The 11,980-nt window shown below is 73.9% G+C and carries 8 protein-coding genes and 3 pseudogenes; 10 read left to right on the forward strand and 1 reads right to left on the reverse strand.

The window, feature by feature from the left end; translation table 11 throughout:
- Positions 1-5: 5 nt before the first annotated feature.
- From NEH16_RS26745 to NEH16_RS26780, 8 genes and pseudogenes are all read left to right on the forward strand, one after another.
- Positions 6-1,114: pseudogene (locus NEH16_RS26745) on the forward strand (quinone-dependent dihydroorotate dehydrogenase).
- A complete protein-coding gene (pyrF, locus tag NEH16_RS26750; protein WP_265545396.1) occupies positions 1,111-1,950 on the forward strand; it encodes an orotidine-5'-phosphate decarboxylase in 840 nt (279 codons plus the stop codon). Before NEH16_RS26745 ends, pyrF begins: the two are co-directional and overlap by 4 nt.
- 246 nt (positions 1,951-2,196) lie before the next feature.
- A complete protein-coding gene (locus NEH16_RS26755) occupies positions 2,197-2,520 on the forward strand; it encodes an integration host factor (RefSeq protein WP_018103912.1) in 324 nt (107 codons plus the stop codon).
- 144 nt (positions 2,521-2,664) lie between these two features.
- A pseudogene (gene gmk, locus NEH16_RS26760) lies at positions 2,665-3,173 on the forward strand (guanylate kinase).
- Between the two features lie 82 nt (positions 3,174-3,255).
- Entirely contained in the window at positions 3,256-3,528 is a 273-nt protein-coding gene (gene rpoZ / locus NEH16_RS26765) for a DNA-directed RNA polymerase subunit omega (RefSeq protein WP_003970369.1), read from the forward strand.
- Positions 3,529-3,663: 135 nt separating this feature from the next.
- Positions 3,664-4,866: a bifunctional phosphopantothenoylcysteine decarboxylase/phosphopantothenate--cysteine ligase CoaBC gene (gene coaBC / locus NEH16_RS26770; protein ID WP_073967767.1), complete on the forward strand. Its 1,203-nt coding sequence runs from the start codon at positions 3,664-3,666 to the stop codon at positions 4,864-4,866.
- A gap of 239 nt (positions 4,867-5,105) precedes the next feature.
- Positions 5,106-6,314, forward strand: a complete 1,209-nt coding sequence (gene metK / locus NEH16_RS26775; RefSeq protein ID WP_073967766.1) for a methionine adenosyltransferase — start codon at positions 5,106-5,108, stop codon at positions 6,312-6,314.
- A 128-nt stretch (positions 6,315-6,442) separates the two neighbouring features.
- Positions 6,443-8,572, forward strand: a pseudogene (locus NEH16_RS26780) (primosomal protein N').
- A gap of 161 nt (positions 8,573-8,733) precedes the next feature.
- On the opposite strand, the gene NEH16_RS26785 reads toward NEH16_RS26780, so the two are convergent.
- Positions 8,734-9,210 carry a hypothetical protein gene (locus NEH16_RS26785; RefSeq protein ID WP_073967764.1) on the reverse strand — a complete coding sequence of 159 codons (477 nt, stop codon included), beginning with the start codon at positions 9,208-9,210 and terminating at the stop codon, positions 8,734-8,736.
- A gap of 243 nt (positions 9,211-9,453) precedes the next feature.
- Between NEH16_RS26785 and fmt the strand changes: the two genes are divergently transcribed.
- Together fmt and NEH16_RS26795 are read left to right on the forward strand one after the other, a co-directional pair.
- Positions 9,454-10,386 carry a methionyl-tRNA formyltransferase gene (gene fmt, locus NEH16_RS26790; protein WP_161211038.1) on the forward strand — a complete coding sequence of 311 codons (933 nt, stop codon included), beginning with the start codon at positions 9,454-9,456 and terminating at the stop codon, positions 10,384-10,386.
- Between the two features lie 66 nt (positions 10,387-10,452).
- Positions 10,453-11,886 (forward strand): RsmB/NOP family class I SAM-dependent RNA methyltransferase, encoded by a 1,434-nt coding sequence (locus NEH16_RS26795; protein WP_265545407.1) that lies wholly within the window; start codon positions 10,453-10,455, stop codon positions 11,884-11,886.
- The last annotated feature ends 94 nt before the right edge of the window (positions 11,887-11,980 follow it).

An 11,980-nucleotide genomic window follows, 5' to 3' on the forward strand; every position in this document is an offset into this window, starting at 1 on the left:
ACCTGATGTACAAGTTCTTCTTCCAGCTGGTCTTCAAGCGCATGGACCCCGAGCGCGCCCACTACCTGGCCTTCCGCTGGATCCGCCTCGCCGCCCGCGTCCCCGTGCTGCGCACCTTCCTGGCCGCCGCCCTCGCCCCCCGGTACAAGGAGCTGCGCACCGAGGCCCTGGGCCTGCGGATGCACGGCCCCTTCGGGCTCGCCGCCGGCTTCGACAAGAACGCGGTCGCGATCGACGGCATGGCGATGCTCGGCTTCGACCACGTCGAGATCGGCACCGTCACCGGCGAACCGCAGCCCGGCAACCCGAAGCAGCGGCTGTTCCGCCTGGTCGCGGACCGCGCGCTGATCAACCGCATGGGCTTCAACAACGAGGGCTCGGCCGCCGTCGCCGCCCGCCTCGCCGCCCGCAACCCGGTCTTCCGCACCACCGTCGGCGTCAACATCGGCAAGACCAAGGTCGTCCCCGAGGCCGACGCCGCCGCCGACTACGTGAAGTCCACCGAGCGCCTGGCCGCCCACGCCGACTACCTCGTCGTCAACGTCTCCTCGCCCAACACCCCCGGCCTGCGCAACCTCCAGGCCACCGAGTCGCTGCGCCCGCTGCTCACCGCCGTGCGCGAGGCCGCCGACCGCACCGTCACCCACCGCCGCGTCCCGCTGCTCGTCAAGATCGCCCCGGACCTCGCGGACGAGGACGTCGACGCGGTCGCCGACCTGGCCGTCGAGCTGGGCCTGGACGGCATCATCGCCACCAACACCACCATCGCCCGCGAGGGCCTGGGCCTGAAGTCCCCGGCGGCCCTGGTGAAGGAGACCGGCGGCCTGTCCGGCGCCCCCTCAAGGAACGCTCCCTGGAGGTCCTGAGCCGCCTGTACCGGCGCGTGGGGGACCGGGTCACCCTGGTGGGCGTCGGCGGCGTCGAGAACGCCGAGGACGCCTGGCAGCGCATCCTGGCGGGCGCCACCCTCGTCCAGGGCTACAGCGCCTTCATCTACGAGGGCCCGTTCTACGCCCGCGCGATCCACAAGGGCCTGGCCGCGCGCCTGGCCGCCTCCCCGTACGCCACGCTCGCCGACGCCGTCGGCGCGGAATCCCGGAAGGCAGCGAAATGACCCTGGAACCCTTCGGCGCCCGGCTGCGCCACGCCATGGACACCCGAGGCCCGCTCTGCGTCGGCATCGACCCGCACGCCTCGCTGCTCACCGCCTGGGGCCTCAGCGACGACATCGCGGGCCTGGAGCGCTTCACCCGTACGGTCGTCGAGGCGCTGGCCGACCGGGTCGCCGTGCTCAAGCCGCAGTCCGCGTTCTTCGAGCGGTTCGGCTCGCGCGGCATCGCCGTCCTGGAGAAGGCCGTCGAGGAGGCCCGCGCGGCCGGCGCCCTGGTCCTGATGGACGCCAAGCGCGGCGACATCGGCTCGACCATGGGCGCCTACGCGGCGACCTACCTGGACAAGGACTCGCCGCTGTTCTCGGACGCGGTCACCGTCTCGCCGTACCTCGGCTTCGGCTCGCTGCGGCCCGCGCTCGACGCGGCGGCGGTCTCCGGCGCCGGCGTCTTCGTCCTCGCGCTGACCTCCAACCCGGAGGGCGCCGAGGTGCAGCGCGCCACGGCCGCCGACGGCCGTCCGCTGGCCCAGCTGATGCTCGACCACATGGCCGCCGAGAACGCGGGCGCCGAACCGCTCGGCTCGGTCGGCGCGGTCGTCGGCGCCACGCTGGGCGACGCGGGCGTGGACCTCGCGATCAACGGACCGCTGCTCGCCCCGGGCATCGGCGCGCAGGGGGCGACCCCGGCGGATCTGCCGGGCGTCTTCGGCGACGCGGTCGGCAATGTGGTGCCCAGCGTGAGCCGGGGCGTGCTGCGCCGCGGTCCGGACGTGGCGGGGCTGCGCGGGGCCGCGGAACGGTTCGCGGACGAGGTCCGCGCGGCCGTCGCGGCCCGCTGACGCCGACATGTCTACCGTGTGTTGACGGAACCCTGACGAAAAAACTCGGTGGTTATGCCTGAAAAGTCCTGGTCGGCAGAGGCTGACCAGGACTTTTCGTCTGTTCTCGCTGACTCCGGCGGCCTTGGCCGCTAGTCTCCGTCGAGAGCCGACGCGCACGGGGTGTTCGCGGCTCAGCAGGTGAGGGGCGATCCCGCCGCCTCACCGGTCCGTATCCGACAGATCGACATCCGAGGTGACGTAGGCGTGGCTCTTCCGCCCCTTACCCCTGAACAGCGCGCAGCCGCGCTCGAAAAGGCCGCCGCGGCTCGCCGGGAGCGGGCCGAGGTCAAGAATCGACTCAAGCACTCCGGCGCCTCCCTCCACGAGGTCATCAAGTCGGGCCAGGAGAACGACGTCATCGGCAAGATGAAGGTCTCCGCCCTGCTGGAGTCCCTGCCCGGTGTGGGCAAGGTCCGTGCCAAGCAGATCATGGAGCGGCTCGGCATCTCCGAGAGCCGTCGTGTGCGCGGTCTTGGCTCCAACCAGATCGCATCCCTGGAGCGCGAGTTCGGCGGCACCGCCGCCTGAGTTCTCAGGCACCCCTGAGAACCTGGATAATCGCTCCATGGCTGCAACATCCCGGGGGACGTCCCCCGTACCCCGGACGTACGTCCGCGGCTGACCGTGCTCTCCGGCCCCTCGGGGGTCGGCAAGAGCACGGTCGTCGCGCATATGCGCAAGGTCCACCCCGAGGTGTGGCTCTCGGTGTCGGCGACGACCCGCAAGCCCCGCCCCGGCGAACGCAACGGCGTCCACTACTTCTTCGTGGACGACGAGGAGTTCGACAAGCTGATCGCCAACGGTGAGCTGCTGGAGTGGGCCGAGTTCGCCGGCAACCGCTACGGCACGCCGCGCCGCGCCGTGCAGGAGCGGCTGGAGGCGGGGGAGCCGGTGCTCCTGGAGATCGACCTCCAGGGCGCCCGGCTGGTCCGCCAGTCCATGGCCGACGCCCAGCTGGTCTTCCTCGCCCCGCCGAGCTGGGAGGAGCTGGTCCGCCGGCTCACCGGCCGGGGACCGAGGCGCCCGAGGTGATCGAGCGCCGGCTCGGCGCCGCCAAGGTGGAACTGGCGGCCGAGGCGGAGTTCGATACGACGCTCGTCAACACCTCCGTCGAGGACGTGGCGCGTGAGCTGCTAGCCTTGATGCTGGAGGCTTCCGGCCACCGCGCTGCCGGCGAGTGAAACACCGGCAGCGGGGGCCCGGCACCAAGGCCCCTGACTGTCAAAGAATTCTTTGATCTTCATCCCCTTCGGAAGGCAGAGCGTGTCCTCTTCCATCACCACGCCCGAGGGCATCATCAACCCGCCGATTGATGAGCTCCTCGAAGCAACCGACTCGAAGTACAGCCTCGTGATCTACGCCGCCAAGCGCGCGCGCCAGATCAACGCGTACTACTCGCAGCTCGGTGAGGGCCTCCTCGAGTACGTCGGTCCGCTCGTCGACACCCACGTCCACGAGAAGCCGCTCTCGATCGCGCTCCGCGAGATCAACGCGGGCCTGCTCACGTCCGAGGCCATCGAGGGCCCCGCGCAGTAAGCAGCGACGACGCACCGTTTCACCTCGGGCCCGGCGGATCATCCGCCGGGCCCGAGGTGTGTCCGGGGCGACCGTCCGGGGCGGGTACCCGTGAGGCAGCATGGAGGCGTACGCAACCGAGTGCGGGGAGACGCAGTGGACAAGCCGAAGGTCGTTCTGGGGGTCAGCGGCGGCATCGCCGCGTACAAGGCGTGCGAGCTGCTGCGCCGGCTGACCGAGTCCGGCCACGACGTACGGGTCGTCCCCACCGCGTCCGCCCTCCACTTCGTCGGCGCCGCCACCTGGTCGGCGCTCTCCGGCCACCCCGTCTCCACCGAGGTCTGGAACGACGTCCACGAGGTCCCGCACGTCCGGATCGGGCAGCACGCCGACCTCGTCGTCGTCGCCCCCGCCACCGCCGACATGCTCGCCAAGGCCGCCCACGGCCTCGCCGACGACCTGCTCACCAACACCCTGCTCACCGCCCGCTGTCCGGTCGTCTTCGCCCCGGCCATGCACACCGAGATGTGGGAGCACCCGGCCACCCAGGAGAACGTCGCGACGCTGCGCCGCCGGGGCGCCGTCGTCATCGAGCCCGCCGTCGGCCGCCTCACCGGCGTCGACACCGGCAAGGGCCGGCTCCCCGACCCGGGCGAGATCTACGAGGTCTGCCGCCGGGTCCTCGCCCGGGGCACGGCCGCCCCCGACCTCGCGGGCCGGCACGTGGTGATCAGCGCCGGCGGTACGAGGGAACCCCTCGATCCGGTCCGCTACCTCGGCAACCGCTCCTCCGGCAAGCAGGGCTACGCCCTCGCCCGCACCGCCGTCGCGCGCGGCGCCCGGGTCACCCTGGTCGAGGCCAACACCGGGCTGCCCGACCCGTCCGGCGCCGACGTCGTCCGCGCCGGCACCGCGACGCAGCTGCGCGAGGCCGTGCTGAAGGCGGCCCGGGACGCCGACGTCGTGGTCATGGCCGCCGCCGTCGCCGACTTCCGGCCCGCCGAGTACGCCACCGGCAAGATCAAGAAGAAGGACGGCCAGGAGCCCGCCCCGATCGCGCTCGTCCGCAACCCGGACATCCTGGCCGAGGTCTCCGCCGAGCGCGCCACGCCCGGGCAGATCGTCGTCGGATTCGCCGCCGAGACCGACGACGTCCTGGCCAACGGCCGCCAGAAGCTGCGCCGCAAGGGCTGCGACCTGCTCGTGGTCAACGAGGTCGGGGAGCGCAAGACCTTCGGCTCCGAGGAGAACGAGGCCGTGGTGCTCGGAGCCGACGGCACCGAGACCCCCGTCCCGTACGGGCCCAAGGAGGCCCTGGCCGACACGGTGTGGGACCTCGTCGCGGCGCGCCTCGGATGAATTCCAGGTGACACGCCGGGGCCGGGAGCGCCCCCGCGACACGGTCGGGGGCCTTGTGGCAGCGGGCTTCCGGGGGCTTCCGGCCCTGGTGGAACGCGTCACAGGGCGGCCAAAGGGCGAGACACGTTGTCCGACCGACGGAGCCGACCGATAAACTGCTCCCTGGACCGTGCCGGGCGCAGCTCCCGGACCGTCCGGCCAATGATCAGCCAGCAGCCGCTGCAACCTCAGGGAGCGATGTGTCCCGCCGTCTCTTCACCTCGGAGTCCGTGACCGAGGGCCACCCCGACAAGATCGCCGACCAGATCAGCGACACCATTCTCGACGCGCTCCTGCGCGAGGACCCGTCCTCCCGCGTCGCCGTCGAGACCCTGATCACCACCGGTCTCGTGCACGTCGCGGGTGAGGTCACGACCAAGGCGTACGCCGACATTCCGACGCTGGTCCGCAACAAGGTCCTGGAGATCGGCTACGACTCCTCGAAGAAGGGCTTCGACGGCGCCTCCTGCGGCGTCTCGGTGTCCATCGGGGCCCAGTCCCCGGACATCGCCCAGGGCGTCGACACCGCGTACGAGAAGCGGGTCGAGGGCGACGAGGACGAGCTCGACAAGCAGGGCGCCGGCGACCAGGGCCTGATGTTCGGCTACGCCTGCGACGAGACCCCCGAGCTCATGCCGCTGCCGATCTTCCTCGCGCACCGGCTCTCCCGCCGGCTGTCCGAGGTCCGAAAGAACGGGACCATCCCGTACCTGCGCCCCGACGGCAAGACCCAGGTCACCATCGAGTACGACGGCGACAAGGCCGTCCGCCTCGACACCGTCGTCGTCTCCTCGCAGCACGCCAGCGACATCGACCTCGACTCGCTGCTCGCGCCCGACATCCGCGAGTTCGTGGTCGAGCACGTCCTGAACCAGCTCATCGAAGACGGCATCAAGCTCGACACCGAGGGCTACCGCCTCCTGGTCAACCCGACCGGCCGCTTCGAGATCGGCGGCCCGATGGGCGACGCCGGCCTCACCGGCCGCAAGATCATCATCGACACCTACGGGGGCATGGCCCGCCACGGCGGCGGCGCCTTCTCCGGCAAGGACCCGTCGAAGGTGGACCGCTCGGCCGCCTACGCCATGCGCTGGGTCGCCAAGAACGTCGTCGCCGCGGGCCTCGCCGCCCGCTGCGAGGTCCAGGTCGCCTACGCGATCGGCAAGGCCGAGCCGGTGGGCCTCTTCGTGGAGACCTTCGGCACCGCCGCGGTCGAGACCGAGAAGATCGAGCACGCCATCGGCGAGGTCTTCGACCTCCGCCCGGCCGCGATCATCCGCGACCTCGACCTGCTGCGCCCGATCTACGCCCAGACCGCCGCGTACGGTCACTTCGGCCGCGAGCTGCCCGACTTCACCTGGGAGCGCACGGACCGGGTGGACGCGCTGCGCGCCGCCGCCGGTCTGTAAGGACGGCCCAGGCAGTTTCCCGCCGGAGCCCGGACGCCGTTGCGGTGTCCGGGCTCCGGCGTTGCGGTGCCCGGGGGTTACGGGGCAGGGCGGCGCCGTTGTCCGAGGCGTCTGGTAGGGATGGAGCTGTGAGCAGCGAGAACGAGCGGTCCGACGAGCCCGGGGCGGGGGCGCCGGAACAGCTTGCGCTGATCCGGGAGGCCGTCCGCCGGGCCGATGTGCCGCGCGCCAAACCGCGCACCTGGCGCGGCGCCGCCCTCGCCAAGGAGCTGCCCGTGGCCCGCGTCCTCGTCAACAAGGGCGCGCTCCACCTCGACCAGTACTTCGACTACGCCGTCCCCGAGGAGCTGGACGCCGACGCACAGCCCGGGGTGCGCGTCCGGGTCCGCTTCGGCGCCGGGGGCCGCCAGGTGCGCGGCGGCCGGCGCGAGGGCGGCGGGCTCGTGGACGGCTTCCTCGTCGAGCGGCTGGCCGAGTCCGATTACAACGGGGCGCTCGCCGCGCTCGCCTCCGTCGTCTCGCCCGAGCCCGTCCTCGGCCCCGGCCTCCTCGCCCTCGCCCGCGCCGTCGCCGACCGGTACGCGGGCAGCCTCGCCGACGTCCTCCAGCTCGCCGTCCCCCGCGCAACGCGCAGGCCGAGTCCAAGCCGTCACCCGCGCCGCTGCCCGCCCCCGCGCCCCCCGCCCCCGGGAGCTGGGAGCGGTACGCGCAGGGGCCCGCGTTCCTCTCCGCGCTGGCGGGCGGTGGCGCCCCCCGGGCCGTCTGGACCGCGCTCCCCGGACCGCACTGGCCCGCCGAGATCGCCACGGCCGTCGCCGCGACCCTGTCCTCCGGGCGCGGCGCCCTCGTCGTCGTCCCCGACGGGCGGACCGCCGCCCGGGTCGACGCCGCGCTCACCGCCCTGCTCGGCGAGGGGCGGCACGCGCTGCTCACCGCCGGCTCCGGGCCCGGGAAGCGCTACCGGGAATGGCTCGCCGTGCGGCGCGGCTCCGTCCGGGCCGTCGTGGGGACCAGGGCGGCGATGTTCGCGCCCGTCGCCGACCTCGGGCTCGTCGTCGTCTGGGACGACGGGGACTCCAGCCACAGCGACGACCGCGCCCCCTTCCCGCACGTCCGCGAGGTCCTGGAGCTGCGGGCCACGCACGGGCGGTGCGCCTTCCTGCTCGGCTCCGTCAGCTGCACCGTGGAGGCCGCGCAGCTCGTGGAGAGCGGGTGGGCGCTGCCGCTGCGCGCCGACCGGGAGCAGGTGCGGGTGGCGGCGCCCGTCATCCGCACCGTGGGCGACGGCGAGCTCGCGCGGGACGGGGCGGCCCGGACCGCCCGGCTGCCCAGCCTCGCCTGGCAGACCGTCCGGGACGGGCTGCGCACCGGTCCGGTGCTGGTCCAGGTGCCCCGGCGCGGTTACGCCCCCCGGCTCGCCTGCGAGCGCTGCCGGGAGCCCGCCCGGTGCCGGCAGTGCGCGGGGCCGCTGGAGGCGCCGGACCAGCAGGACCTGAACTGCGCGTGGTGCGGGCGGGCCGAGACGTCCTGGCACTGCGTGGCCTGCGGCGGGCGGCGGCTGCGCGCCCAGATCGTGGGGGCCCGGCGCACGGCGGAGGAGCTGGGCCGGGCGTTCCCGGCGGTGCCGGTGCGGACGTCCGGGCGCGACCACGTCCTCGACTCGGTGCCGGACCAGCCCGCGCTGGTTGTCAGCACGCCGGGCGCCGAGCCGGTCGCCGAGGGCGGATACGCGGCGGCGCTCCTGCTCGACGGCTGGGCGATGGTCGGGCGGCCCGACCTGCGCGCCGGGGAGGAGGCGCTGCGCCGGTGGACGGCGGCAGCGGCGCTGGTCCGGGGGCGGCCGGAGGGCGGCACGGTGGTCGTCGTCGCCGAGCCGACGCTGCGGCCGGTGCAGGCGCTGGTCCGGTGGGACCCGGTCGGGCACGCCCGGCGGGAGCTGGCGGAGCGGGCGGAGCTGGGCTTTCCGCCGGTGTCCCGGATGGCGTCGGTGACGGGGGAGCCGGAGGCGCTGGCCGCGTTCTTCGCGGTGGCGCGGTTGCCTTCGGACGCGGAGGTGCTGGGACCCGTGCCGGTGCCGGCCGCGGAGCCGGGGCGGCCCCGGCGGGCGTTCGAGGCGCCTGCGGGGAGGTCTGGGAGCGGGCGTTGGTGCGGGTGCCGCCCGGGAGCGGGGCGGCGTTGGCCGCGGCGTTGCGCGCTGCGCGCGTGGAGCGGGGTGGGGGGCGGTGCGGGTGCGGGTGGATCCGGTGGACATCGGCTGAGGTCTTTGTCCTCAAGCGCCGGACGGGCTTGATGTGCCGACGGGCTCGGTTTTGTGCGGGCGCGTCTCGGCCGGGGTCTTGTCCTCAAGCGCCCGGGCTGGATTTTCCGCGTGATTTCGCCGCCCCTCGTGGGTGCGAGGGGCGGCGAAACTCAGCCCTGGTCAGCCGTTGCGGGGGCCCGGGAACGGGTTGGGGCGGTCCGTCGGGGGTTGGGGGGCCCGGGCCGCGGGGACCGTGGGGGTGCGTTGGGGGACCACCTCCGCGGGCTCCGGGGACGTGGGCTGCGGGGCGGTGCGGCGGGAGCCGTAGCGGCGGTGTACGGCCTGCTTGGTGACCCCGAGCGCGGAGCCCACCGCGTCCCAGGAGAAGCCCAGTGAGCGGTCGAAGTCCACGGCCGCCGTGACCAGGGTCTCGACGCTGTCCCGCAGTTCCTGGGCCAGTCTCACGGTGGGGGCCGGGGCCCTGCCGTATACGACGAAGCCCGCGGAGGGGCCGGTGCGGCGCGGACGGTAGACGTTGCCCAGCTGTGCGGTGAGCGTGCGCAGTGCGTCCACCTGCCGCCGGACCCGCTCGATGTCCCGCACCAGGAGATGCAGGCTGGCCCGCGCTTGGGCGTCGTGGGTTGCGTGGTCGGCCATGAAGAAGCCTCTCGAACCGGCGTTGAAAGGGATCGGGCCGCACCAGGGCGGCTCGCTTCGGTCAATCTCTCTTGACCAACGCCGCACCGGGGGATCTGGTCACGCTCGGGGGGCGTATGCGCACCAGCGAGGGGCGCGCGACTGTGCGTACGCCCCCCGGCCCGCCGCCCCATAGACTTGTGCGTTGCTCGTCACCGTAACGTTTCGGCCTGAGAGTCCGGCCTGAGAGGCAGTCAGCCACCCATGAAGCTCGTCTTCGCCGGCACCCCCGAGGTAGCCGTCCCCGCACTCGACGCCCTGATCGCCTCCGGCCGGCACGAGGTGGCCGCCGTCGTGACCCGGCCCGACGCGCCCGCGGGGCGTGGCCGGCGGCTGGTGGCCAGCCCGGTCGCCGAGCGCGCCGAGGAGGCCGGGATCGAGGTGCTGAAGCCCGCCAGGCCCCGGGACGAGGACTTCCTCGCGCGGCTGCGGGAGATCGCGCCGGACTGCTGCCCGGTCGTCGCGTACGGTGCGCTGCTGCCGAAGGCGGCCCTCGACATCCCGGCGAAGGGCTGGGTCAACCTGCACTTCTCGCTGCTGCCCGCCTGGCGCGGCGCCGCCCCGGTGCAGCACGCGGTGATGTCCGGCGACGAGGTGACGGGGGCGTCCACCTTCCTGATCGAGGAGGGCCTCGACTCCGGGCCCGTCTACGGCGTCCTGACCGAGGAGGTCCGCCCGACCGACACCAGCGGCGACCTGCTGACCCGGCTGGCGTTCGCCGGCTCCGGGCTGCTGGCCGCCACCATGGACGGCATCGAGGACGGCACCCTGCACGCCGTGCCGCAGCCCGCCGACGGGGTCACCCTCGCGCCGAAGATCACCGTCGAGGACGCCCAGGTCCAGTGGTCCGCGCCCGCCCTCCGCGTCGACCGGGTCATCCGCGCCTGCACCCCCGCCCCCGGCGCCTGGACGCTGTTCCGGGGCGAGCGTCTGAAGCTCGTCCAGGCCACCCCCGCAGTCGACCGGTCCGAGCTGGCGCCCGGTGAGCTGTCGGTCGGCAAGAACAACGTGTTCGTCGGCACCGGGTCGCACGCGGTCGAGCTGCTGTGGGTGCAGCCGCAGGGCAAGAAGCCGATGCGCGCCGCCGACTGGGCGCGCGGGGTGCGCATCGTCCCCGGCGAGCTGGTCGGGAGCTGATCCCCCGGGGCGGGGACGTAGGCTGGGAGGGTTCGTCCTCTCATCTCCAGCGGAGCACCTTTCACCGTGAACGACCAGCCGCGTCGCCGTCCCGCCAAGCCGCACCGCCGTCCCCAGAAGGACCCGGTCCGCTTCCTCGCCTTCGAGGTCCTGCGGGCCGTGGACGAGCGCGACGCGTACGCGAACCTCGTCCTGCCCCCGCTGCTGAAGAAGGCCAGGGCCAAGGGCGACTTCGACCACCGCGACGCCGCCCTGGCGACCGAGCTGGTCTACGGGACGCTGCGCCGCCAGGGGACGTACGACGCGATCGTCGCCGCCTGCATCGACCGGCCGCTGCGCGAGGTCGACCCGCCGGTCCTGGACGTGCTCAACATGGGCGTGCACCAGCTCCTCGGCACCCGTATCCCGACCCACGCGGCGGTCTCCGCGAGCGTGGAGCTGGCCCGGGTGGTGCTGGGGGAGGGGCGCGCCAAGTTCGTCAACGCCGTCCTGCGCAAGGTGTCCGCCGACGACCTCGACGGCTGGGTCGCGAAGGTGGCCCCGGCCTACGAGGACGACGCCGAGGACCACCTCGCGGTCGTCCACTCGCACCCGCGCTGGATCGTCTCCGCGCTCTGGGACGCGCTCGGCGGCGGCCGCGCCGGGATCGAGGACCTGCTCGACGCGGACAACGAGCGCCCCGAGGTCACCCTCGTCGCCCGCCCCGGCCGGTCCACCACGGACGAACTCACCGAGGAGCTGGGCGCGGACAACTCGCTCCCGGGCCGCTGGTCGCCCTACGCCGTGCGGATGGCCGAGGGCGGCGAGCCCGGCGCCCTGACCGCCGTGCGCGAGGGCCGGGCCGGGGTCCAGGACGAGGGCAGCCAGCTCGTCGCCGCCGCCCTGGCCAACGCCCCGCTGGAGGGCGGCGACGCCCGCTGGCTGGACGGCTGCGCGGGCCCCGGCGGCAAGGCCGCTCTGCTCGCCGCCCTCGCCGCCGACCGCGGCGCCGCCCTGCTCGCCGCCGAGAAGCAGCCGCACCGCGCCCGCCTCGTGGAACGCGCGCTGGCCGGCAACCCCGGCCCCTACCAGGTGATCACCGCCGACGGCACCCGCCCGCCCTGGCTCCCCGGCAGCTTCGACCGGGTCCTGGTGGACGTGCCGTGCTCCGGGCTCGGCGCCCTCCGCCGCCGCCCCGAGGCCCGCTGGCGCCGCCGCAAGGAGGACCTGGAGGGCTTCGCCCCGCTCCAGCGCGGGCTGCTCCGCGAGGCGCTGAAGGCCGTACGCGTCGGCGGTGTCGTCGGGTACGCGACCTGCTCGCCGCACCTCGCGGAGACCCGGGTCGTCGTGGAGGACGTGCTCAAGGGGCGCGGCGGGGCGCCCGTGGAGGCGGAGTGGATCGACGCCCGTCCGCTGCTGCCGGGCGTGCCCGCGCTGGGCGACGGGCCCGACGTCCAGCTCTGGCCGCATCTGCACGGCACCGACGCGATGTATCTGGCGCTGCTCCGTCGTACCGCCTGACCGCACGCCCCTCACCGGGGCGAAACGCCGGGAATGCGCGAACCGTAATGATCCCGTGAGCCTTTGGAGCGCACCGAGGCCGGGAAGTGACGCA

The organism is Streptomyces drozdowiczii (assembly GCF_026167665.1).
In the GTDB taxonomy this organism is placed as follows: Bacteria; Actinomycetota; Actinomycetes; order Streptomycetales; family Streptomycetaceae; genus Streptomyces; species Streptomyces drozdowiczii_A.